At 42.9% G+C, this 23,521-nt stretch carries 18 protein-coding genes and 1 pseudogene; 11 read left to right on the forward strand and 8 right to left on the reverse strand.

The window, feature by feature from the left end; genetic code table 11:
* Positions 1 to 69 precede the first annotated feature (69 nt).
* Positions 70 to 894 carry a hypothetical protein gene (locus JWG44_RS14890; RefSeq protein ID WP_205275790.1) on the reverse strand — a complete coding sequence of 275 codons (825 nt, stop codon included), beginning with the start codon at positions 892 to 894 and terminating at the stop codon, positions 70 to 72.
* A gap of 264 nt (positions 895 to 1,158) precedes the next feature.
* Here JWG44_RS14890 and JWG44_RS14895 point away from each other — a divergent pair, with 264 nt between their 5' ends.
* Positions 1,159 to 2,382 (forward strand): hypothetical protein, encoded by a 1,224-nt coding sequence (locus JWG44_RS14895; protein ID WP_205275791.1) that lies wholly within the window; start codon positions 1,159 to 1,161, stop codon positions 2,380 to 2,382.
* 277 nt (positions 2,383 to 2,659) lie between these two features.
* Here the strand turns inward: JWG44_RS14895 and JWG44_RS14900 are convergent, their stop codons facing one another.
* Positions 2,660 to 3,481, reverse strand: a complete 822-nt coding sequence (locus tag JWG44_RS14900; RefSeq protein WP_205275792.1) for a hypothetical protein — start codon at positions 3,479 to 3,481, stop codon at positions 2,660 to 2,662.
* Positions 3,482 to 3,878: 397 nt separating this feature from the next.
* A complete protein-coding gene (locus tag JWG44_RS14905) occupies positions 3,879 to 4,952 on the reverse strand; it encodes a PA0069 family radical SAM protein (protein WP_205275793.1) in 1,074 nt (357 codons plus the stop codon).
* A gap of 613 nt (positions 4,953 to 5,565) precedes the next feature.
* On the opposite strand from JWG44_RS14905, the gene JWG44_RS14910 reads away from it, so the two are divergent.
* From JWG44_RS14910 to JWG44_RS14920, 3 genes are read left to right on the forward strand one after another with little or no spacing between them, the layout of a single operon-like run.
* A complete protein-coding gene (locus JWG44_RS14910) occupies positions 5,566 to 5,853 on the forward strand; it encodes a metal-sensitive transcriptional regulator (RefSeq protein ID WP_205275794.1) in 288 nt (95 codons plus the stop codon).
* Positions 5,854 to 5,867: 14 nt separating this feature from the next.
* A complete protein-coding gene (locus tag JWG44_RS14915) occupies positions 5,868 to 6,077 on the forward strand; it encodes a heavy-metal-associated domain-containing protein (RefSeq protein WP_205275795.1) in 210 nt (69 codons plus the stop codon).
* Positions 6,074 to 8,308, forward strand: coding sequence for a heavy metal translocating P-type ATPase (locus JWG44_RS14920; RefSeq protein WP_205275796.1), 2,235 nt, complete (start codon positions 6,074 to 6,076; stop codon positions 8,306 to 8,308). Before JWG44_RS14915 ends, JWG44_RS14920 begins: the two co-directional genes overlap by 4 nt.
* Before the next feature lie 110 nt (positions 8,309 to 8,418).
* On the opposite strand, the gene JWG44_RS14925 is transcribed toward JWG44_RS14920, so the two are convergent.
* Complete coding sequence (locus JWG44_RS14925) at positions 8,419 to 9,033, reverse strand: glutathione S-transferase family protein (protein ID WP_205275797.1); 615 nt, start codon at positions 9,031 to 9,033, stop codon at positions 8,419 to 8,421.
* 263 nt (positions 9,034 to 9,296) lie between these two features.
* Entirely contained in the window at positions 9,297 to 10,616 is a 1,320-nt protein-coding gene (locus JWG44_RS14930; protein ID WP_205275798.1) for an ATP-binding response regulator, read from the reverse strand.
* A 167-nt stretch (positions 10,617 to 10,783) separates the two neighbouring features.
* Here JWG44_RS14930 and JWG44_RS14935 point away from each other — a divergent pair.
* A pseudogene (locus JWG44_RS14935) lies at positions 10,784 to 11,495 on the forward strand (PAS domain-containing protein).
* Between the two features lie 207 nt (positions 11,496 to 11,702).
* Positions 11,703 to 13,967 (forward strand): PAS domain-containing protein, encoded by a 2,265-nt coding sequence (locus JWG44_RS14940; RefSeq protein ID WP_205275800.1) that lies wholly within the window; start codon positions 11,703 to 11,705, stop codon positions 13,965 to 13,967.
* 21 nt (positions 13,968 to 13,988) lie between these two features.
* On the opposite strand, the gene msrA is transcribed toward JWG44_RS14940, so the two are convergent.
* A complete protein-coding gene (gene msrA / locus JWG44_RS14945; RefSeq protein WP_205275801.1) occupies positions 13,989 to 14,582 on the reverse strand; it encodes a peptide-methionine (S)-S-oxide reductase MsrA in 594 nt (197 codons plus the stop codon).
* A gap of 145 nt (positions 14,583 to 14,727) precedes the next feature.
* Between msrA and JWG44_RS14950 the strand changes: the two genes are divergently transcribed.
* A complete protein-coding gene (locus JWG44_RS14950) occupies positions 14,728 to 15,984 on the forward strand; it encodes an NAD(P)-binding protein (RefSeq protein ID WP_205275802.1) in 1,257 nt (418 codons plus the stop codon).
* 239 nt (positions 15,985 to 16,223) lie between these two features.
* Here the strand turns inward: JWG44_RS14950 and JWG44_RS14955 are convergent, their stop codons facing one another.
* Entirely contained in the window at positions 16,224 to 17,081 is an 858-nt protein-coding gene (locus JWG44_RS14955) for a class I SAM-dependent methyltransferase (RefSeq protein ID WP_205275803.1), read from the reverse strand.
* A gap of 277 nt (positions 17,082 to 17,358) precedes the next feature.
* On the opposite strand from JWG44_RS14955, the gene JWG44_RS14960 reads away from it, so the two are divergent.
* The gene (locus tag JWG44_RS14960; RefSeq protein ID WP_205275804.1) at positions 17,359 to 17,931 is read left to right on the forward strand and encodes a hypothetical protein; all 573 of its coding nucleotides are present in this window, start codon (positions 17,359 to 17,361) and stop codon (positions 17,929 to 17,931) included.
* 163 nt (positions 17,932 to 18,094) lie between these two features.
* On the forward strand, positions 18,095 to 18,625 hold the full coding sequence (locus JWG44_RS14965) for an SET domain-containing protein (protein ID WP_205275805.1): 531 nt from the start codon (positions 18,095 to 18,097) through the stop codon (positions 18,623 to 18,625).
* Between the two features lie 20 nt (positions 18,626 to 18,645).
* On the opposite strand, the gene JWG44_RS14970 is transcribed toward JWG44_RS14965, so the two are convergent.
* Positions 18,646 to 19,245: a DUF2179 domain-containing protein gene (locus JWG44_RS14970; protein ID WP_205275806.1), complete on the reverse strand. Its 600-nt coding sequence runs from the start codon at positions 19,243 to 19,245 to the stop codon at positions 18,646 to 18,648.
* 347 nt (positions 19,246 to 19,592) lie between these two features.
* Between JWG44_RS14970 and JWG44_RS14975 the strand changes: the two genes are divergently transcribed.
* Together JWG44_RS14975 and JWG44_RS14980 are read left to right on the forward strand one after the other, a co-directional pair.
* On the forward strand, positions 19,593 to 21,665 hold the full coding sequence (locus tag JWG44_RS14975) for a cellulase family glycosylhydrolase (protein WP_205275807.1): 2,073 nt from the start codon (positions 19,593 to 19,595) through the stop codon (positions 21,663 to 21,665).
* Positions 21,666 to 22,047: 382 nt separating this feature from the next.
* Positions 22,048 to 23,316 carry a serine hydrolase domain-containing protein gene (locus tag JWG44_RS14980; protein ID WP_205275808.1) on the forward strand — a complete coding sequence of 423 codons (1,269 nt, stop codon included), beginning with the start codon at positions 22,048 to 22,050 and terminating at the stop codon, positions 23,314 to 23,316.
* Positions 23,317 to 23,521: the final 205 nt, after the last annotated feature.

The raw sequence follows: 23,521 nt of genomic DNA on the forward strand, positions 1-23,521 counted from the left end.
TCGGAAACGTTTCGGGTCAAGGCAACCCCGCTCGATGGAGCGGAGCTGCACTCATTGACTAAAGTTGAATTATCTCCAACCTTCGTTTTTCAGCTCACTGTGGTTGAGATACAATCCTGACGATCCGATAGAAGGAGCTCTGGTGTGTCCTTGAAACTGAGTGTAAGTTACATTCGAGTTAAAAGGCCAGATTCCTTCACTCTGAGTCAAAGAAGATTGGCACTTGCTTACACCGCCCGCCTTATTATAAGCACAGGAAGAATGATAAGCGACAGCGTAATCGTCTTCGCCAGGGAGAATCGCGGAAGCTCCGAACATACCCTTATAACCAGGAACTTGGTATACGGTAACTCCGGCAGTGTTGTTGTGGTTATACGCACCTCTCGCAGTAGAAACGATCAGGGACTTGTCCATCGCGTTTCCACCAAACCCGAAAGTGATTCCATTGAGAGCCGAAGCGAGTTCGGATCCGCCGGACGCCGCAGCGAGTGCGGTTACTTTTGTGAAATTGTAACCTTTGCTGGAAGCGCTTCCACCCAAGTTTGCGAGCCAGTATTCGGTCACGTAACAACCCGCGCTATGGCAAACGATTTTGCAAGAATTAGATCCTTTGCAATATGTATTTGCCACAGTCGTAAAGTTAGTCTGCGCTCTTGCAGATCCGTAATTTCTAGGATCTGAAGTTCCATCGTAACCAACAAACACCTTTGCTCCGGAAACAGAATTTACGCTGCTTCCCCAGTAATTATTCACATCCACAGTTCCGGTTCCGTTGTGATTCTTATCAGACTTTCCATGTACGAACACGGTGTAAGTCTGAGCGGAAAGGGTTCCCGCTAAAAGAAAAACACAAAGAGCCAGTCCCATCATCAGCTTTGTTTTCAAATTACTCATCTTTTTTCACTATTCTCCATTTCTTTAGGGGAAAAGAAATTCTTCTCCCGCTCTAAAAGTTTGACTCTTCCAGTATTAAGTCAAGTGAAGTATCGCGATTTATAAATAACGGGGAAAATAAAAAAAATATCTTAAAAAAACACTAATTATAAATAAATACAAATGTGATTGCTCTCTCTTTGAGGGAATTTACGCTGATCCACTAAAAATAATCCCTTATTTTACGTTATGTGCTCGTTTAGGGAGGGATAAGAATAGGAATTCATGAAAATCGGAAACAAGTATGTGATCTATGGAGTGATTGTGTCAACAATCCTAATTCTAACGGCGTTCGTTTTCTGGCCGGAGGAAGGTGGGGCGCCTTGGTTTCAGTCCGACAGCGAAAAGAAAGAACGAGCTGAAAGAATGGCGAGAAATTCCCCGCCGGGTGGATCCGGTTCTTCCTTTGACGGCGACAATGGAGGCGGATCCCTTCAAGACATAGACGATTCCATACCTATCGAAAGAATATTAGAAGATTATAAAGAATGGTCGCAGTATCCTCCTAGTTCGAGACCACTTTCCAAATACAACGAGGACTTGACTCGACCGTCCTTTATTCAAACGACCGCGATCCCGATGGCGGATAACGCGGATTCGAAAGAGCCGAACGGTTACAGTTGTCAGTTGCAACCCCTTACTTGGGCGGTGATCGGTTCTCAGGATCAGATGCGAATCGTCTTTGATTGTAAAAACCCCGAAGGAAAAAGAATTCCGATCGAGATCAAAGGTTCTCGGATGTGGAGAGAATTTGACGGAGAGAAGTTCGGAACCCTAAGTCCGGACGTCGGAGATAACGGAGTGAACGGGGACGATGTCGCGAAAGATTTGCTCTATACGTTTCAATGGAAACCCACTCAAAAAGACTGGGGTGATATGATTCTCGAAGTCGATTTTCGTTACGGGCCCGGTTATAAAAAAACGGGAAAATTGAATACTTCATTCTATTCTTCGCCCGGAAAACCGGCGGAGTTGAGCGGAGCGTTTTCGGATACTACGAGCGACGGTTCACTCGTAGTTCGAGTAGGAATCAACGTTTATACCGCAGGAAATTATCACGTGGAAGCCAATCTAAAACACGCAGAAACAGGGGAGTATATCGCTTGGGCGACTTTTGATTCTAAACTTCCTTCCGGTTACGGAGAGGCCGAGTTTTTATTTTACGGTAAATTGATTCGAGATTCCGGTTTAGACGGTCCTTACGTCGTGACGGATATCAGAGGTCACAGAGTCAATCTTGCGGTCGACCCGGAATGGTTTGGTCAAGGGGAGGCCGGGCTGAAAAAAATTCAGGCGGCCAAAACGACGGAGCCGGATCGAGAACTCATTCTCCCATATAAGGATTTTTTTAAGACCAAGTTTTATGACGTGAAACAATTTACTTCCAAAATCTGGGACAGCAACGAGAAACAAAGAAGAATCAAGGAACTGGAGAGTATGGAAAGATAACAAAAATATAATTTATAAAAATGGAATGTGACTTATGTTCGAAACGGGAGGAGCGTTTTTTAGTTCGGGTCGATCTGGAATTTTTCTTTTGCAATTGGAATGTGTGTTGCCCGTCGAGTCGAAAGTGCTGGATGCGAAAGGCGGGGTGAATCGGCGAAGAATGATATTAGGCTGATTTTTTTTGGAAAGGATCCTACGGAAGAGTGAATCTTTAGGATGAATCCTCGCGAACTCCGCTCCCCATAAAGAGCGGAGTTTCTTTTTTAAGACGGAAGAATTATCTCCAACCTTCGTTTTTCAGTTCGCTGTGATTCAGATACAATCCTGAAGCTGCAACCGAAGGAGCTCTGGTGTGTCCTTGAAACTGAGTGTAAGTTACATTCGAGTTAAAAGGCCAGATCCCTTCGCTCTGAGTCAAAGAGGACTGACACTGACTCACCCCGCCCGCCTTGTTGTAAGCACAGGAAGAATGATAAGCGACTGCATAGTCGTCTTCGCCCGGGAGAATTAAAGACGCTCCCGCCATTCCCTTATATCCGGGAACCTGATACACGGTTACTCCCGCAGTGTTGTTGTGGTTGTAAGCGCCTCTTGCTGTCGAAACGATAAGAGCCTTATCCATCGAATTTCCGGCAAAACCGAAAGTTGCACCGTTCAATGCAGACGCCAATTCGGAACCACCGGACGCCGCGGCAAGTGCGGTTACTTTTGTGAAATTGTAACCTTTGCTGGAAGCGCTTGCTCCTAAGTTTGCAAGCCAGTATTCGGTCACATAACAACCCGCGCTGTGGCAAACGATTTTGCAGGAATTGGCTCCCTTGCAATATGTGTTTGCTACGGTCGTAAAGTTGGTCTGCGCTCTGGACGCTCCGTAACTTCTCGGATCGGAAGTTCCGTCGTAACCGACGAATACCTTCGCTCCGGAAACGGAGTTCACACTTGTTCCCCAGTAGTTGTTTACGTCGGTTGTGCCGGTGCCGTTGTGATTCTTATCAGACTTTCCATGAACAAACACGGTGTAGGTCTGAGCAGAAAGGGATCCTGCCATAAACAGGGCACAAAAAATCAGCCCAATGCTCTTCTTTTTTTTTATTCTCATTCTCTTCACTATTCTCCTGATATATAAATTAGGAAGGAGTCCGCAGCATTGTTCAAAACTTACGCAAGTTTAGTCAAGTCCAAGTAGAATCTTTTTTAAATAACGGATAGAATAAAATCATTCTTCTTGTTTTCTCCTTTTTTGGTTGAGACGTCCTCATTTTAAGAAGAACGATGTTAGTTAACTCGGATTTTGTTTCTGAGATTCTTCTTGGAAAGAATTCGGGGTAAAAGACCGGGTATGGATTGGAAAAAGAATGTTTTTTGATTCTTAATTTTGTTAAGCGAAGTGAAGAATCGACTCTCTTTTGCCGGATTCCTTAACTTTCGTTTATCGGAAACCGCGGGGAGTTCCTAACAAATCAAAGTTTAAGAGAATTCAGTTTTTGTAATATACCTCAAAGACCTGGAAAAAGATTTTCCCCTTTTGTTAAACGAAGTCGATAGATCTCAGGTATTTGAAATATTTTTTTGTTTAAGGGCATGGAATCTTCGAGTTGTAATCGACTTCTTGCGATGCGAAACCGTTTCCAGAGCATTTCCGCGTAGGGCCCGGTTCCCACCATCCGACTTGAATAATCGGAATCGTAGAGTTTGCCTCCCCGTGCACGGCGAATTTGATTTTCTATCTTTTCCTTTTTGAGCGGATAATTTTTTTCCAACCATTCCAAAAAGAGGGGAGCGACTTCGAACGGGAGTCTCAAAAAAACCATTCCTGCGGATCGGGCTCCGGATTCTTTCGCGGATTGAAGAATCGTTTCGAGTTCGTTATCGTTTAATCCGGGGATCATCGGCGCGGCCATCACTCCGGTAGGAACTCCCGCTTCGGTAAGTTTACAAATTGTTTCGAGTCTTCTTTCCGGACTGGCTGTTCTCGGCTCCATTTTTTTCCAGAGTTCGGAATCCAAAGTGGTTACGCTAATGTAAACTTTCGCCAAATTCTGAGACGCCAATTTTTCAAGAAGATCCAAGTCTCGAGTGACAAGAAAGGACTTTGTAATCATCGCAACGGGTTGTCGAAATTCTAAAAACACTTTGAGGAGTTCCCGCGTGATTTCCAATTTTCTTTCCATCGGTTGGTAGATGTCCGTAACTCCCGCGAGCTGAATTGTTCGAACTTCACCTTTTTGTTTCGCGAGATACTTTCTCAGAAGTTCGGGTGCGTTTCTTTTTGCAAAAATCTTGGTTTCAAAATCGATTCCCGGAGAAAGATCCACATAGGCGTGATTGGGTCGCGCATAACAGTAAATACATCCGTGTTCGCAACCTCGATAAGGATTGATCGATCTGGTAAATCCGAGATCCGGACAATCGTTTTCGGATACGATCGTCTTTGCGTGTTCCTCCAAAAGAATCGTTTTGGGTGAGGGGAATTCGTTCGGATCTTCGGGATCCCTTTCCCGGGAAATCGTCTCAAATCGTCCGGAAATTTTTGATTCTGTACCTCGTTTGATTTTTCTTGGTTCTAACACAGGAGATTCTCGAATTTGAGAATATGCTTATTATAAAATAAGTAAACAAAAAATAAGTATTTTTGTCATTTGAAAGGATTAAAAAATGATAAGAATTCCGTGTGCTCCTGCTCGAATCGGAAGAGAAGCGGGATCTTTGAGATCGAGATGGAATCGATATTCCGGTGGATCTGATCTTATTCTTCAGTTCGGCTGTTCACTTAACTTTCAAAGCCGAAGGCTTAAATTTTTAAAAGTTCAGTACTAAGAATCAGTTACAAAAGCTCGAAAGACGAAAAAATCCGGTTTTACAAAATTCTAATCTATTCGTGTGAGTTCCCACAAATTACGTCTCATTGATTTTTTGGGTTATTCCTAATTGTTCTTTTATCATCCAGAATAGGTGTGAGTTCCCACAGATTACGTCTCATTGGTTTGTTGCCGCATTTCTAATTGTTCTTTTTTATCAAACACTGGTGTGGAGTTCCTACGTTTTAAGATTCTGAGACGGTCCAGTTCACTCACGCGCATCTGATCGCGAATACAAAAGGGAACCTTAGAAAAAAATTCATTGAATGCGATTTTTTTACCGATTTTTTCTAAAAATCGTCTATAGTATAGGGGGGTATGGTATATGAAACCGAAACACAAACTACATTCGGATCCAAAGGTTAAAGAAGGTTTAACTTTGAGACTCAAAAAAATAGAGGGGCAAATCCGAGGAATCCAAGGAATGATCGAAAGAGACGAATACTGCGACGACGTTCTAAACCAGCTTTCTTCCGCTAAATCTGCGTTAGATGGAGTTTCTAAAATTCTTCTTAAAAGTCATATTGAAACCTGTGTCGTGGAAAGAATCAAGGATAACGATCCCGCGATCTTAAACGAATTTATGACCACAGTAGACCGCATTCTTAAATAAATCCGGAGAAAATTATGAAAGAAATCAAATTAATCGTAGAGGGAATGACCTGCAATCACTGTCAACATACGATCGAATCCGCGTTAAAGGACTTAGGTCTTTCATCTAAAGCGAGCTTTGTAAATAAGGAAGTCGTTTATCAAGGTGAAGGTACCGAAGAGGAATTAACCAAGGTTAGGGCCGCGATCCTAGAAGAAGGTTATACCCCGGGTGCCGTCAAATGACCGCGCCCGTATCAACGGATTCTTCCGATTCCGGAATTACCCTGGATCTGATCGGAATGACCTGCGCCAATTGTGCGCTTCGTATCGAGAAAGGTTTAAAAAAAGTTCCCGGCGTTAAGGATGCGAGAGTCAACTTCGCTATGGAAACCGCAAAGGTCGAATTTTCCACTCCGGTTTCGGAGGAAGTCTTATTGGACAAAGTGGATTCTCTCGGATACAGAGCGATCGTTCACGAGGACATCGTTGTCCACGGGGAAGCCGAAAAGGCTCACGAAAAAGAATTTAAAAAACTTAAGTTCAAACTTCTGGCTTCGGCATTATTTTCCGCTCCTTTGCTTTTGGCGATGATCGGACATTTTGGAGAAAACAAACTTTCCGAATATTTGCATTTTCTAATGAATCCTTGGCTTCAATTTGCGTTGGCGACCCCGGTGCAGTTTTGGATCGGCTCTTCATTTTATCTGGGAGCGTTTCGATCTCTTAGAAACGGAGGCGCGAATATGGACGTTCTGGTTGCGCTGGGAACCTCTGCGGCGTATTTTTATAGCGTAAAACAATCGTTTCTATCTTTGGGAGAGCACTATCATGGAGAGATTTTTCTCTACTACGAAACTTCTGCGGTTCTAATTACTCTGATTTTATTCGGGAAATTTTTGGAACATCTCGCAAGGGGGAAATCTTCCAAAGCGATTCAATCCTTGGTCGGACTTCAGCCGAAAACCGCAAATATAATTCGCGAAGAAGAAATCCAGGAGATTCCATTGGCAGCGGTGAGAGTCGGGGATTTGCTTCTCGTAAAAGTTGGAGAGACCGTTCCCGTGGACGGGATCGTCGAAGAAGGGAGTTCTTCTATCGACGAATCGATGTTAACCGGTGAAAGTATTCCGGTTGAAAAAACGATCGGCGGTTTTTTGTTCGGCGGTTCGCTTAACAAAAACGGGGTTTTGAAACTCAGGGCTTCTAAGGTCGGAAAGGACACTCTTTTGTCCGGAATCGTGCGGGTAGTTCAAGAGGCCCAAGGATCGAGAGCGCCGATTCAAAGGATCGCCGACCGTATTTCAGGAGTTTTTGTTCCGATCGTGATCGTGATCGCAGCCGTTACTTTTTCCCTTTGGTATTTTTGGTTGGAGCCGGGGATTTTTTCAGGGGCATTGGAAAAGGCGATCGCAGTACTCGTTATCGCGTGTCCTTGCGCTCTCGGATTGGCGACTCCGGTTTCGATTCTTGCAGGTTCCGGTAAAGCCGCCACTCAAGGAATTTTGTTTCGAACCGCAGAAGCATTAGAAATCGCTCATAAAGTGAATACTGTCGTTTTTGATAAGACGGGAACATTGACATACGGAAAACCCGTTCTTAAAAAAATCGACGTTCTGGAGCCGAGCGATGAAAACCGGCTTCTTTTGCTCGCGGGTTCTGCTGAACAAAATTCGGAACACCCGCTTTCAAAAGCAATCGTCGATTTCGCAAAACTCAAAGGAATGACTCTGCTGATTCCGGAAAAATTCGAAACCGTTCCCGGTGGCGGAGTTTTTGCGGTCGTGAATTCAAAAGAAATCCTTTTGGGAACCGATCGTCTCTTTCGAGAAAGGGGAATCGATTTAGATAAGAACCTTCTGGATTTGAAGATACAACGAGAAGCGGAGGGCGCGACTGTGGTCCATCTCGGCGTGGACGGAATTCACAGCGCCATCCTTTCCCTTGCGGATACGGTCAAAGAATCCACCCCCGCTTCGGTTGATCGTCTAAAAGCTCTGGGTATGGAAGTCTATATGATTACGGGCGACAATGAAAGAACCGCGAAGGCTGTCGCAAACACTTGCGGAATCGATCATGTTCTTGCGGAAATTCTCCCGGAGGGGAAGGCAAAGGAAGTAAAGAAGTTGATGGATTCCGGAAAAGTTGTCGCAATGGTGGGCGATGGAATTAACGACGCGCCTGCATTAGCAGTTTCTAATTTAGGAATCGCCATGGGAACCGGAACCGACGTCGCGATGGAATCGTCCGACGTTGTCATCATGAACGGAGACCTTGTTTCGATCGCGAACGCTTTTCTTATGAGTCGGAGAACCGTTTATAATATTCGTCAGAATCTTTTTTGGGCCCTGATTTACAACGCGCTCGGAATTCCTTTTGCCGCCGCCGGGTTTTTGGCGCCTTGGATCGCAGGCGGAGCGATGGCGTTTAGTTCCGTCTCCGTGGTTCTCAACGCTCTTAGGCTACAAAGAAAATAGATTATAAAAAATGAATATTTTGGGATCGATCGAAATGTCGGTCCCGGTTTTATTTTGGGAATTGTTTTTTCGAGATAAGAAATTTCGGATGTCGAAGGACTTCGAATTTTTTATACTCCGTCCATCCATTCTTTATAAGAATAAAGACTGCTGATCGTTGCGATATAAGAATTTGCGGTAGGATTCAGATCGATTCCGTAGGTGAGAAAACGCCCGACCACGGGTGCGTAAAACGCATCCGCGATTCCGAATTGTTTTCCGAAAAGGAACGGTCCTTTGTAAGTATCAAGACATTCTTTCCAGACGGATTCGATTCTTCGAATGTCCTTCCAGGCTCCTTCCGGAAACGATCTTCCATGCAATTTTTCGGCGAGGTTCATCGAAAGATTCTTTCTAAGATCCGTGAATCCGGAATGCATTTCTGCGACGATCGATCTCGCAAATGCCCTTGTCGCCTTTTCTTTCGGCCAGAGGTTTTTTTCAGGGAAAGTTTCCGCAATGTATTCAACGATACTTAACGTGTCCCAGATTTTCAGATCTCCGTCGACGAATACGGGAACTTTGCCCGCATTCGAGTAGAGTTTGATCTTTTCAAAAAACTCCGGTGTATTTAGCACGAGCGAGATTTCCGTAAAAGGAATTTTACTTTCTCTTAATAAAATCCAAGGACGCATGGACCAAGAAGAGAATTTTTTATCGCCGATTACGAGTTGAAGATCTGCCATAAGACCAAACTTCTTCCATGGAAAAATCCTGAAAATTGAAATTCTTTTGTTCACCGATTCTAAATAAAAGCAAAAGTATTCTTTTAGAAAAGATCGATTCTGAACGGTAAGAAAATTTCCATTCTAAGTTTAAAACTTATGGATCCTAAAAAAATTGCGGCCCGTCCGGTCCTCTGCGCTGTTCGCCGACTTCGGAAGCGCTTTGGAACGGATTTGTGGATCTGGTTCGGACTATGGTTCTTGCCTCATCTGCAATCGGAAAATTAGTATTTTAGAGGAAGAGACAAGGACGCCAAAACCGTTTCGACCGGGAATTCGGAAACCGAATGATCTAAAATATTAGAAATTTGGAATGTTCCTGAATGTTTTCGCGCCACGTAGTCGACGATCGTCAAACCGAGTCCCGAAAAAAAAGTTTCCAGAGGCAGACTTTCGTAAACAAAGCCGGTCAAGCGGTAAAAAGGTTGTTTTACTAGGATTTCCTTGTCTCTCGGGACACCGGGAATCGATTTCGGATCGAATTCATTTTTGACCGATAGGTTTAACATTCCGTTTTGGATCTTATCGTAGATTAGGATTTTCGAATTCTTACGAGAATACTTGACCGCGTTTACTATCAATTCTTCCAGAATCAATTGAATCGAATCCTTATCCACTTCGATCTTTACCGCGTTGGATTGTAAGGATTTATGAAACGAAATATTTAATTCTTTCTCGGTTAATAGGCCGTCCATCTTTTCGTTGGCGTTTTCAACCGTGAGTTCGATCAAATCGAATAGATCGGAAATGTTCATCGTATTTTTTTTGGTCGAAATGTCCCGATTGAGAATGTCCATACTCTTTTCCAAACATTTGAGAGTATCGTGAACCGTTTGATTGTTCTGAAATAGAAGGTTCGCGATTTCTTTCGGCAAAACGCAAGTCTCTCCTTCGAAAGAGGCCGACGTCTCCAGAATTTCGATCAAACTTACGATCGCTCCGAATCCGCCTCCGCTCAAAAAAGTTTGTTTGATGTTATTCAAAGTAACTTTGCTGATATCGACCGTTTTTTCCAGATCGGACATCCAGGATTGTTTGTATAAGATCCAATCGAGCTGAGCGCGGAGCCTCGTTTCGGTTTCTTCTTGAAGGACTTTTTCCATCGCTTTTTTTTGCGTATACTCGACGATCCGTTTCATACAATGTCCGAAAACGTGAATATCAACGGGTTTGATCAAATAATCCAAAACTCCAAGTTTCATTACTTCAATGATAGTATTCGGTTGGTTGTTTCCGGTTTGAACTAGAATGATCGGATCCTCTAGGAAATTTTTAATTTCCCTGATAAAATCCTGTCCTTTAATAAACGGAGTTTCGAGATCCACGATAAAAGCCGAGTATCGATTTTTGCGGGCCGCATCTAACGCTTGTTTTCCGTTGGCGTAACCTTCGGCGGCGATTCCTAACGTTTTGCAGATTTGAAGTAATAAGGCCCGGATTTCTTCCGCGTCTTCTAATATCAGAATCGGATCCCTTAAGGCAATGGGTTGTTCGACCGAGAATTGTCTGATTTGATTTTGGCGAATATCGATTGTGTTTGTCATCTGTCTATTACCTAACTAATTAAAGTTCCTGATTTTTATCAATACCTGCACACGGTTTCTTCCAACGGATAGAATTGACGGAGAAGAAAGATAGTTTCATACTAAGGTAGTATTTAAACTGAAATTCTCACTCTTGATAAAAGCTAACCCATTGCTGCTCAAGGGATATGGAGGGAATATATGTCAATCGTGGAAAATCAGAATCAAATGAAGAGCGAAGATTTGTCGTCTATCTTAACTTCTTATTTTTATCAGTATCCGCATGCGATGTTTATCACGGATCGAGAAGGAAAGATAGAATTTATCAATCCCGTTTTTGAAAGGTTATCCGGGTATAAACGAAACGAATTGATCGGCAAGAATCCAAGATTCTTTCAATCTGGGAATCACGATTCCGAATTTTATGAAAATTTCTGGAAAACGATTTTATCCGGTAAGGAATACGAAGGAAGTTTTTTAAATAAGAACGGATCCGGAGAAACCATTTCCTGGAAAGAAAGAATCACTCCTCTCAGAGATGAAAAAGGGGATATATCCAACTTCCTCTGTAGAGTAGATCTTCCTCACGATAAGCCCTCATTTTCGATCGCGGGTCCGTCCTCCGATTCCGGCGTATCTCCGATCAAGGTGAAAGAATCTCTTTTTCCAAAACTTCAAAAAGAATACGGACTTACATACCAAGAGGCAAAAATCTGCGAACTCCTCGTTGCGGGACAAACAAGAGAAAGTTTGGTGCAACAGCTCGGTGTTCACTCGGGCACTTTGAAGAATCATCTAAAAGCTATCTATCGGAAGACGATCGAGAGAGATTTGGCAGAACCGGGTCAAGGAAGAGATAAACTGCAAAGACTTACCGTATTTTTGATTCGTCTTTGTTAAATTCCAGATTTTAGCAAAACACCATTTCGCATTAGCATACAACGTTCTTTTAAAATTAATTGGAAGAACGTTTCCTTTCTTTTTTTAACACGTCTCATTACTTTAGGGCTTGGACGGAATTCAAAATTTATTGTATGATCTGAATTCGAATTTCCGAATTTGTCTTTCACCCTACCTATAAACAATTTCAATACGCGTAATATTTTAGTGAAGAAAAAATTGGATCTCAAGTCGGCGGCCTTCTCGTTTTTAGAGAATAGTTCGATGTTAGTTTGTTTTGCGTCTGAAAAAGGCGAGATTCTATACGTGAATCGATCGGGATTGAGTATGTTAGGGCTTTCCGAGGAAGAAGCTCTAACAAAGACGATTTTTGAACTCCATCCGAAAGAATACCGCGAAAGAATCCTTTCGGAAGTGATTCCCAACGCTTTTGAAAATGGGGAATGGACCGGAGATATTCTGCTTACGTCGCCTAACGGGAGTATACTGGTTCAAGAAACGATTCGTATACAAAAGGACGAGGACGGAGAAATCGAATCCATCGTTTTGATCGCGGATGACGTTCTAAAAGCGCAATCCAATTCCAAAAGTTATAGATCCGGTGAGATCCTATACTCGACGCTTTTATCGGCGGTGGAAGAGGGAATTCTTTTCGTGGACAGTACGGGTACGATCTTAAGAACCAATCAGAGTCTTGAAAAGATGCTCGAATTAAAAACGGAATCCATCGTAGGTCATTCCTATCACAGCTCCATTTGGACAACGATTTATCCGGACGGAAACGTCACTCACATGGAAGAATCTCCGATACACTACACTTTGAGCACGGGGCTTCCGGTTCGAAGGGAAGTTTTGGGATTTGTGAAATCGGATCTGCAAGTTCTTTGGGCGCACGTGACTACGGTTCCGCTATTCGATCCCGAGGCGGATCGTATGATGGGAGTCGTGGTAACAATTTCGGATATCACAAAGGAAAAAGAAAACGAGGAAAAGTTAAAACAACTGTCGATGGTAGCGTCGCAAACGGGTGACGCGGTTTTGATTACCGATCTGGACGCGAAAATTCTTTTTGTAAACCCCGCTTTTGAAACGGTTACCGGTTATCGTTCCGAAGAAGCGATCGGTCGGTTTCCTTCTATGCTCAAATCCGGAATTCATAGTCCGGAATTCTATCAAGAAATGTGGGATGTCATTTCCAAGGGAGATACGTTTCGAACCACGATCACCAATCGAAAAAAGGACGGAACTTTGTTCTATTGCGAGCAGACGATCAGCCCGTTACGAGACACAAAGGGCAGGATTCTTTATTACGTTTCCCTGTTGAGGGACGTAACCGAGAAGATGGAGTCCTTTGAAAAACTCAGGATGAGCGAGGAGAACTATCGCGTTCTTTTTGAAAACTCGATCGAGGGAATTTTTTCCAGTTCCTTCGACGGAAAATTGATACAAGTAAATCCGGCTATGAGCGGAATCACCGGGTATTCCAAAGAAGAATTGTTGAATCTGGATTTGGAAAAGGATCTGTATTTTCACTCGGATCAAAGATCATTCTTTTTGAATATGATTCTTCGGGATTCTAAAATCGAAGGAGAAGTCGTACAATTCAAGAAAAAAGACGGATCCAAAATTTACGTCGAAATTTTCGGAGTAGGAAGCTTCGATTCCAAGGGAAATCTAAAACAAATCGACGGAAGAATTATCGACATCACTCCCAAAATCGTCGCTGAAGAAGAACGGAGTTTTTACGAAAAAAAACTAAGACAATCCCAGAAGTTGGAAGCGCTCGGCACTTTGATCGCAAGCGTCGCTCATGAAATCAACAATCCGCTTATGTGTATTTTAGGGTATTCTCAAATTCTAACTTTGGAAATGAAGGATCCGGCGCATCTGAAGTTTGCGGGAATTATCACGGATGAGGCAAAACGTCTTTCTTCGGTCGTTACCAATCTTTTGGATTTTTCCAGAAAGGAATCGGAAAGTTTTAGGAAATCGGAAATTACACCGGTCGTTGAATCTGCGATTTCCCTTTTGGAAAACGTCTTCGAGAAAAACTACATTCTTCTGGAAACCGAGTTCGAGCTAAACCTTCCGCTCGTTGAAATGAGGGAACAATTGATTCGACAGGTTTTGATCAATCTTCTGATCAATTCGAAGGACGCTCTGAACATAAAGTATCCGGAAAGAAATCTAAATAAGAAAATCATAATGCGATTGGAAACCTGTCTTTTAGAAACTACACCTTATATCAAGCTGATGATAGAGGATGCGGGACAGGGAATTCCTCCCGAAATTTTAAAACAGATCTATGATCCCTTTTTTACTACCAAAAGAGAACAAGGCGGAACCGGACTCGGTATTCCGATCAGTCAAGGAATCGTCAAAGAACACAACGGATTTTTTACGATTCAATCGATATACAAACGTTATACGATTTGCACGATTCTTTTACCCTTGACTCATGAAAAAAAATAAGATCGGCTGCGGATTCGATTCTTACTTTTTGCCCCAGAGATTTTCCAGATAAGCCTCTCTTCCGGATCCTTTTCGATACGATTTATAATGATCCGGATTGGTCTTATAATAATTCTGATGATAAGCCTCGGCGGGATAAAAGGAAGTAAACTGAAGAATTTCGACAACGATCGGAGCCGAAAATTTTCCGGACTTCTCCAATTCTTTTTTGGATTCTTCAGCGGCTTTTTTTTGAGCTTCGTTGTGAAAAAAAATTCCCGTTCGATATTGATTGCCCCTATCGGCGAACTGACCTCCGTTATCGGTGGGATTGATCTGTTTCCAAAAGACTCGCAAGAGATCTAAGTAACGAATTTTGGAAGGATCGTATTCGATCTGAACGGATTCTCTGTGACCGGTTCTTCCATTACCTACGTCTTCGTAGGTCGGATCGACTTCTTTTCCTCCCGCATAACCGGAAGTAACGGAGATCACTCCGGGTAAGGATTCGAAAGGGCCTTCCATACACCAGAAACAACCGCCTGCGAACGTGGCCTTTTCGGTTTTTGGACCTGCATTCAAAGGAGAAAGAAAAATCAAAAGAACGAAAACGATAAAAACTTTGGAGTAGTACATTCTACCCTCCCTAAGAACGGAGTTCGTTACTTTGACTCTTTGGTTACAGAGACTGAACAAAATGAATCCTGTTTTTTTGTTTTTCATTTCCAGAGAAAAAAAATCCTATGTTTTCTTTTCCAGATTCTAATTCTAAGAGTTAGATATGAAAATCGCAATCTTAGGAAGTGGAATCGCGGGACTCAGCGCTTGTTGGTATCTGAGCAAGGAACACGAGGTCGTTCTTATGGAACGTCATTCACTTCCGGGAATGGACGCACACGGAACGGACGTCGCACTTAAGGATAGAATCTTTCGATTCGACGTTCCCTTTCGAGCCTTCAAACAAAACTATTATCCTTGTCTGATCGAAATGTATAAGGAAGCGGGAATCGAATTCAGACCCGTGGACTATTCTTTTTCTCTGAGTGAAAGAGACGGGACTACTTACTTTCAATTTGCGACTTTCGGGTTAGGTGGAAATTTTTATCCTTTCGTTTCCCCCGTCTGTTTTAAGACGGGAGAATCCAGAAGAATTTTTTCGGACACAATTCGATTTTACAGAGAATCCGCTGAGCAATGGACGACTCTGAAAGGAGAACAACTTACGATTTCGGGATTCTTACAAAGATTCGGTTACTCGAAAGAATTCGAAGATAAGTATCTAGTTCCGATGTTTGCGACCATCAACACCTGTACTCTCAAAAGCGCCAAGAATTATCCCGCGGAAGCCGTGATCAGTTATCACGCGCAAGGATTGAAATTTCTCCGATTCTTAACCGCGAGTCACGGAACTAGGGACATCACAACTCGTCTTTCCGTCGGCGCCAAAGAAGTCCGTTTGAAATCGAATCCGCGAAAGATCGAACTCAACGGGAAAAAAGTTTTTGTAAACTTCGACGAAGGGAAAGAAGAATTCGATCGGGTGGTGGTCGCGACGCCGGCGAATCAGGCGATCGGACTTCTTCCCGATGAGATGAGCCGGGAAAAAGAACTTCTTTCATCCTTTCGTTACGAAGAATCCGAAATTCTGATGCATACGGATTCTTCCTTTATGCCGAACAAAAAAAATCACTGGGCGCCTCTTTGTTTTACTCTTTCACCCGAAACGGACAAACCTTCCGCGACGATTCGTCTCAACAAGGTTCTTCCGGAGATCGGAAAAGAGGAAATCTTTCAGACTTGGAATCCATTGGTGGAACCGAAGGCGGGGAAGCTGATTTCCCGTTCCCGTTTTGAGAGACCGGTGATCGATCTCAAAAATCAAAAGACCATCGAAGAACTCAAAAGTCTTCAGGAACAATCCGGAAGAAAAGTTTGGTTCTGCGGATCCTATGCAAGATACGGAATCCCTCTTTTAGAGGCGGGGGTTTCCACTTCCTTGGACGTGAGACGCTGGGTCAACGAGTCGATACGTTCTTAAAAATCGTTTTTTGCGTGTCCGACGCTTGTGTTGAGGTCGGATTTGTAGTCAAGAAGATAGAAAGAGGACTTTTGTCGGAGTTCCGACAAGGTTCTTGAGAGGGAATTCTACTTGCAAAAAGGTTAATTTTCTGATAGAGCAAAGTCACCCGGAGTTTTCCACCACCCGCCCCGCCACCCGAAATCAGGGCGGGGCGCGCCACTTTCACAGAAGACTGTCGTTGTTACGACAGAGTTTTTTTAAGAATTCGTGAGTGATGATAGCGGCTTTTGAGCCGAATAGAGGACGAATTGAAAATATCGTTTCATCCGCTCCCCGCCTAAGAATTTTCCAAAACTTGCATACTTCGCCGCGATCTTTTCGGGAATCTCCGTCTGACCCGTTTTTGTTTTTTCCTCTAAGAATTTTGCAAATCCTCCAAAAACATTTTCCTCCAAAAACTCAAAGTCTTCCGTTTCAAAACCGGTTTTTTTGAGAATTTGAGAAAGCGAATTCGGAGTCACTCGGTTCTTAGGTGGAATCCCGCTGAGCCTGCAGACAAAACTTCGAAACCAAGAATCCAAAATTCCAAAACTTCCGTCTTTCAAAATCAACTCTGCGGAAACCAAACGCCCTTTCGGTTTCAGAACTCGAAACGCCTCCTCGCAAAATCGAACTCGATCCTGAAAAAAGTAAGCGCTGTCGAGACAGAGAATCCGATCAAAACTTTCCTTTGGAAAAGAAGAGATCGTCTCCTCCAAAGAAGCGCAGATCAACTTCGGCAAAATTTCCTTTCTCTCTTGGAACAGATTTTTTGCAAATTCGACCTGAACGGAAGAAGGATTGATTCCGATAAGACGAGAAAGCGGGATTGAGAATTCTTTCTTCCAAACAAAGAGCTGATCACCGCAGCCGAATCCGAGATCCAAAACTTCTTGTTCCGGTCCTAAGTCCGCCTTTTTTCCCAAAAGCAAGGCTAACGTTTTGCAAGCGGTCGGATAATCTTCGGTATCTTTCCAGAATCCTAAATTCGCCCAAGAAGAATTCTTTGGATTGAGATAGAGATGAGCCAGTGTGTCGGGGGCTTCTTCGGGTCCGGATCGTTTTGTCGCGCCCATCTTAAAGAATTCTTCCCTTATCAAAAATTTTTACGAAATGGCTCCAATTGGCAGATAGGCTTAAAATACGAGGGGTTGTTTTTTTCGGTCTGAAAAGCGGGACGATGAATTTAGATTTCATTTGATAAAATGCTATACATATATTTAGTTCGTCCGATATGTATTTTAGGACTTCGTTCTTTCATCGGAGTTCGTTTGAAATTCAGGACAAATTTCGATTCTTCTTTTTTTAAATTTTAATCGGGAAGAATCCGGTCTTTGCAACTTAGAGAGAACCATGCTGCTACTAACGCTTTTAGATCCGACCAGAGCAAGAACCAATTTGTTGCTTCGCTGGAAAAAGAAACTCAATCGTAAGAAGGTTTACCCGGTTCTTATCTTTCCGGAAGGTTCTCTTAATTTGGAAAGGCTTCATCGACTCGCAAAAATCGCATCCAAACAAAAGAATTTTTCTTCCAGCCCCGTTTTCTTTTATGCGGAATCCGTTTTGAAGGCCGGATCTTTTCTTCTTTCGGATAACATTCCTAAGGGAGAAAAAATTCTTCCGATCTTTGTAGACTTCGGTTCTCTTTCTAAGGACCGGGAAGGAAGGGACTTCGAGGAACAGATTCTACTTCTTCAGGAGAAAATCGAAAGCCGATTCTCCGCGGTTTGTTTTTTCGAAACCGGGAAGACTCAGACCCGGTTGGAAAGATCGGGCAATCGAAACTGGCTCTTTCACAAGTCTTCACTCGTTTTAGAGATTTCAGGTTCCTCTTTTAAAATTTTAAGGAAGGATTTACCTGAAGAAGAAGGTGAGACCTATCTGGAAACCTGGATCCCTTCGGGTTTGCTTGAGAATCGTTCTTAAGAAATTTATTTACTACTTGGAAGAGAGTCGTATCGGACTCGGAGCCGAGAGAGGAACTTGCATTAAATATTACTAGATTTTAGTATTTTAATTGAAGTTTTTTTTATCCCATTCTTGATAGATAAAAATTTTGCCAAAGGCAATAAACGCAGGGATCTTCTGCATGATCGAGAAACGAATCAACAAATTCGGGGAGAACGGAACCTTCGCGACGAAGACCATCCCCAAAGGAACTCTGCTGTTCAGTTACAGCGAGTGGATCGAGGATGAAGAGTTCGGATGGAAAGTTCTGACGGTGGAAGAAGCCGAGTCTCTTCCAGAGTCCGAAAAGGACATCTTCATGAAATACGGATACGATGTGGATTTCGGAATCGTTACCGGACCAACCGGAGGCGAATACGTCATCAACCATTCCAACTTCATGAATCACTCTTGTGATCCTAATATGTGGTATGACGAAGACGACAATATCGTTGCTAAGAGGGAAATTCTCGCCGGAGAAGAACTTACGATCGATTACGCAAATTTCGTAGTAAACTTCGACCAGACCTTCGAGTGCGGTTGCGGATCGGCAAACTGCAGAAAATTCATCCGAAAAGACGACTGGAAACTACTGATCAACGAATATCAGATGCACTTTCCAAAATTCATCCAAAAAGAAATCAAAAAGTTATACGTCAAAATTCCAGTATAGAACGACCGAAACTAAAAATTCTACTTTCTGACTTTTAAGATTCTTTCCAGGACCCCTTTGCTTAGAAGTCCTGGAGAATCTTCCGAGATCGCGGTGTTGGTGCTCTTTGCGTTTTCTATCGAATAGAAAACGTCGGGTTCCACTTCTTTTACGATCGCCATCGCTTGGCGGATCTTCTTTCTTTTTAAAACAGTAAAGACGATCTTAACCGGTCCTCTGCTTCCTTGTCCGTCCATCGTCGTGACTCGATAACCCGCGTCCGAAAGTTTGTTCGCGATCGCACTTCCGTTTTTAGGAGATATGATACGAAGAAGAGAAAAGCCGATCGCCAATTTCTCTTCGAGGATCATTCCGATATAAGTTCCAGTCGCGAAACCTCCCGCATAGGCGAGATAACAGAACGCGTTGTTCAGATTTTTGATAACTTGTGTGATGACGATCACCCATAGAAGGACTTCCAAAAATCCCAGAGACGCCGCGATCGCTTTTTTTTCCCGGGTGAGAAGAATAACTCGGATCGTTCCGATCGAAACGTCGGTGACCCTGGAAAAAAAAATAAAACAAGGAAGAAGGACGTAATCAAAGATAGGATTACCGGGAGAAGGAAAGCTCAGTTCCATACCGGACAAGGATTGTTCGGCAAATCCAAGAAGTCGAGGAGAAATATAAGATTCGCGGCGATCCTTTGGAAAACGATGACGATTCCCTGTCCTCTCGGAGACTTGAAGTTCAACTTAGACAAAAAAAATTCGGTAGAATCTTGTTAAGGAGGAGGATTCGTTTCGTACAAATCAGAAGTTCGATGATTTCTAAAAAGATACGAGTTGATAAACGACTTATAAACGGCTTAGAATTCGGGAATAGATTCAAAAAAAAGAAATAGAGATTTCGTTTAACGTAACTCTTTTTTAAATCCTTTTTTGAAATTCGATTTCAATTCTTAAACTCGATTCTAAGATTCCTTCCCATGAATCGATACTCAATTTCCGTGTTTCTTCTTTCGTTTACCCTCCTTCAATGTGGACCTTCGGATTCGAAGGAGAATATATTGTTCTCTTTGTTTTTTTCTTCGGAGAAGAATATATCGATCGCGAAATCTTCGAATTCTTACCTTTTAAACGAAACCGAGGTCGGAAATCATTCTCTAAACTTCAGAGATCTTCCCGAGTCCCGAAAGATTTTGATCGGAGAAAAGAGTTATCTTACCAAAACGGATCCGATCTTTTTGGACGCGCTCGGAAGAGAAGCCTACTTTCGAGGTTTTAATATCTCCGGAAATATGAAGCTTGTGCAACACGGATTCAAACCATTTCAAAATGAAGCCGACGCGGAAATAGGATTTTCCCGTTTGGGGAAAACTACCGGATCGAATATGATCCGTTTTACGATCGCTTGGGAAGGGGTTCACACCGGAGTGGATACGATCGATACGGTCTATTTGGACGCGGTAATCGCGCAGATGAAAAAGGCGATCGCGCTGAAAATGTATGTCTTGGTGGATTATCATCAGGATCTATTCTCTCGAAATTTATTTAATAAGAATTCCTGGTACACCGGAAACGGAGCTCCGAAATGGGTCACTCCTTCCGGTTTGTATCCGAACGAATACTGCGGATTCATCTGCGCCAATTGGAGTCAGAACAACTTGACTAACGAGGCCATTCGAAGAGGATTTCGAAATTTTTGGAACAACGCTTCCTTTTCAACCACCGCGGGAACTAGAAATATGCAGACTGAATTCTTGTGGCAACTGGGAAAAACCGCAAAATACATTCAAGAAAGATTAAGTGCTTCCGAGTTTGATTACGTTTTGGGAATGGATCCGTTTAACGAACCGGTTGACGGGGGAATCGAAGGCCTTTCCGCGAAACAATGGGACAATCAAAAACTCTGGCCTTTTTACGGAAGGGTTCGAGAGGAATTGAACGCGAACGGATGGGAATCCAAATATGTATATGCAGAACCCATTGTATTCTGGAATACGAATGTTGGAAGCGCAATCGTTCCCCCCACCGGAGGAGGACATCTTACTACTTTACCGGGTTCGGGGTTCGTATTCAATTCTCACTTTTATGACGCGGGAAGAATGGGGACGGATCTTACGGGAATCGACAACGCTACGTATTTCAAATATTTGGATGAGATTCGGAAAGAAACGAGATTTTTGAAAATTCCGGTCTTTCTTAGCGAATTCGGAATGTGGCTAAACGGAACGGGAGCAAAAGATACTCCGAGAATGATTTCAGCCGTTTATCAGGCGATGGAGATTTCCGACGTCGAACAAACGACTAAAACGCGTTATGCGGATTTCTATTCTCTATTGGTTTCGGGAACTCAGTGGCACTGGGATTATTACTATGACAATCATTTCGAATATATGAACGGAAATACTTCCAAGTTGATCACAAAAAAAGACGCTTGGAACGAGGAAAATTTTTCAGTGATCGGAAACTACGGAACAACTTGGAATCTGGATTCCAAAGCGATTCAGAGAAGTTATCCGAGAAGATCTCAGGGAAGAATTTTGAGTTTTTACTACAATACTTTGGGCGCCGATTCTTGGAACAACGTCTATGCTTGGGGAGGAATCCGTCCCAAGCCGAATGGAACGATCTATTTCGGAGACAGACGTTTTGCGATTTTGATCTGGAAGGGAAGGAATTCGGACGCGCCGACCGAACTTTTTATTCCTCCACACTTTGCGACTCAGAGTATCGTTTTGGTTTCGGATTCCAGAATCTATAACAAGGGTTTGACGCCGACGATTTCCAATCTAATCAACGAAGCGATTTTGATTTCTGATCCGGATCGAACGGAGGGTTCGGGTTCCCTTTTACTTTCTTGGGACGATTTGGAAAGCGGAGAAGACGTTGAAAATTCAATACATTACGTTTTGATTGTGGATGCTAACGGCGTGGAATTTACGGATTCTTTTCTTACGGCTTTGCAGACGGATCTCAATCAGAGAATTCTTATAGAAAAGAAAAGTCCCGTTTATTTGACGGGAAAGATGACTTACGGAGGTTATCCGGCTCCGTAAAAGAAAACGAGTTGTAAAGCCATTTTGAAAGCCTTTGTCGGAGTTCCGACAAAGTTGTAAGGGAAAAAATAGAATGGAAAAAGGAGATTCGATTTCCGACCAAAGCGGTTTTTCTAAAACGAATCGGACAGAAAGGTATTGAGGGCTTTCCACGGTTTCCGGCTGAAATCGTTTTAAAAGAAATCGTATGAAAAGCGAAAAGTCCATACCTTACGATTCTTATAAAAAATTCTACTTGTGAAGTTGTCTTATGGATTCGAATCAAATATTCGAATTTGACTTGAGAAAACCCGATAAAAGGAAACGATTCCGGAATCAAAAGCCGAAATATAGAGTCCAAAAAGGGATCTCAATTTCGAAAAAAGGAAACCGGATTCTTTCTATGTTTAAAATCTGCTTCAATACCTTAGTCTATTTTATCGGAAATAACAACTCTCAAAGTTCTCCCCCGGTTTTGGGAGAGGTTCGCACTTATCTTAAACGGATATTTTTCCCATTCTTTCTCTTTCTTTTTTTAAACATAGGCTGCCAAGGTGCGCCGGTTCGAGATTCGACCGACGAATGTTCTCAACCGAAGGCGGATTCTTTTTGGCAAACTTCTAACGCGAAAGAATCCGGCTTTGACTCGGAAAAACTCTGCAGCTTGCTCAAAGAATCCGCTTCGGAAAAAAGCGGCTTACATTCTCTTTTGATCGAACGTCGCGGAAAACTCGTCACCGAAATCTATCACGATGGAGACGATAAACCTCTGAGCCTTCGATACGGACTTCGTTTTCCTTTCGACGGCAAATCTACTTTCGACTTACAAACGCTACACGACGTGAGATCCGTGAGTAAGAGCGTCGTCTCCCTTCTTTTCGGGATCGCGATCGATAAGGGTTTGATAGAAGGAATCGATACTTCCGTACTTTTTTCGTTTCCTGAGCTTGGGATTTCGGAGACCGATCCGCGACAAAAGATAACTTGGAAACATCTTCTTTCCATGAGCAGCGGTTTGGATTGGGACGAATGGAGATCCGGATTTTTCTTTAGCGATGAAACGCGTTTGTTTTGGAAAAAGAATCTTGTAGAGTTCGTTTTCGATCGAAAAATATCAGAAATACCTGGAAAAAAATTCAATTACAATGGAGGAGGGACGTCCGTTCTTGCAGAAATTCTAATAAAGAAAACCGGCAAATCCATCAAAGAATTAGCGGGAGAATGGATCTTTGATCCGATCGGAATCAAAGAATATGAATGGGTTGAGGATAGGCACGGACGCTCTCTCGCGTTTGGCGGATTACGTTTGAGGCCGAGAGATATGTTAAAGTTGGGAAGATTGATCTTGAACGAGGGCGTTTGGGATAAGAGGCAGATTGTTCCGAAAAAATGGATTCAAGATTCTTTGGAATCCAGGATCGATACTAACGTGACTCTCTTTCGAAACGACGGAAGTTCCATGAAATACGGTTACCAATGGTGGATTGGAGAGACTCATCTTACAAATCGAAACGTTTCTTGGAAAGCCGCGCTTGGAAACGGGGGACAATTGATCTATGTGATTCCGGATTTGGATATGATCGTAGTCACGACAGCCGGTCAATACGGTTCTCCGAAAATTATCTTAGAGATAGGTAATCTTTTGGACCGGATCATCGCGTCTACGAATTGATAAGCAGTTTTTAGTCTAAGATTTTCTCCTGGTCGGAAGTACGACGTCTCACCGTGATATTTTCAGGCCCCCGCACAAATCGGGTCATAACCTTACCCACAAGTTAAAAAAGCGATTTCGAATCAGGACGATCCAATCAAAATTTTTGTAGGAGTTCCTACATTCGAGACTTTTTACTTGCAAAATATTGATTTTATGATAGAGC

It is taken from the genome of Leptospira ainazelensis, from assembly GCF_016918785.1.
GTDB classification, from domain to species: Bacteria; Spirochaetota; Leptospiria; order Leptospirales; family Leptospiraceae; genus Leptospira; species Leptospira ainazelensis.

Bases quoted from the DNA above. Each gene is read 5' to 3' on its own strand.
- JWG44_RS14890 (WP_205275790.1), bottom strand. From the start codon at position 894: ATGAGTAATTTGAAAACAAAGCTGATGATGGGACTGGCTCTTTGTGTT.
- JWG44_RS14895 (WP_205275791.1), top strand. From the start codon at position 1,159: ATGAAAATCGGAAACAAGTATGTGATCTATGGAGTGATTGTGTCAACA.
- JWG44_RS14900 (WP_205275792.1), bottom strand. From the start codon at position 3,481: ATGAGAATAAAAAAAAAGAAGAGCATTGGGCTGATTTTTTGTGCCCTG.
- JWG44_RS14910 (WP_205275794.1), top strand. From the start codon at position 5,566: ATGAAACCGAAACACAAACTACATTCGGATCCAAAGGTTAAAGAAGGT.
- JWG44_RS14915 (WP_205275795.1), top strand. From the start codon at position 5,868: ATGAAAGAAATCAAATTAATCGTAGAGGGAATGACCTGCAATCACTGT.
- JWG44_RS14920 (WP_205275796.1), top strand. From the start codon at position 6,074: ATGACCGCGCCCGTATCAACGGATTCTTCCGATTCCGGAATTACCCTG.
- JWG44_RS14925 (WP_205275797.1), bottom strand. From the start codon at position 9,033: ATGGCAGATCTTCAACTCGTAATCGGCGATAAAAAATTCTCTTCTTGG.
- JWG44_RS14930 (WP_205275798.1), bottom strand. From the start codon at position 10,616: ATGACAAACACAATCGATATTCGCCAAAATCAAATCAGACAATTCTCG.
- msrA (WP_205275801.1), bottom strand. From the start codon at position 14,582: ATGTACTACTCCAAAGTTTTTATCGTTTTCGTTCTTTTGATTTTTCTT.
- JWG44_RS14950 (WP_205275802.1), top strand. From the start codon at position 14,728: ATGAAAATCGCAATCTTAGGAAGTGGAATCGCGGGACTCAGCGCTTGT.
- JWG44_RS14955 (WP_205275803.1), bottom strand. From the start codon at position 17,081: ATGGGCGCGACAAAACGATCCGGACCCGAAGAAGCCCCCGACACACTG.
- JWG44_RS14960 (WP_205275804.1), top strand. From the start codon at position 17,359: ATGCTGCTACTAACGCTTTTAGATCCGACCAGAGCAAGAACCAATTTG.
- JWG44_RS14965 (WP_205275805.1), top strand. From the start codon at position 18,095: ATGATCGAGAAACGAATCAACAAATTCGGGGAGAACGGAACCTTCGCG.
- JWG44_RS14970 (WP_205275806.1), bottom strand. From the start codon at position 19,245: ATGGAACTGAGCTTTCCTTCTCCCGGTAATCCTATCTTTGATTACGTC.
- JWG44_RS14975 (WP_205275807.1), top strand. From the start codon at position 19,593: ATGAATCGATACTCAATTTCCGTGTTTCTTCTTTCGTTTACCCTCCTT.
- JWG44_RS14980 (WP_205275808.1), top strand. From the start codon at position 22,048: ATGTTTAAAATCTGCTTCAATACCTTAGTCTATTTTATCGGAAATAAC.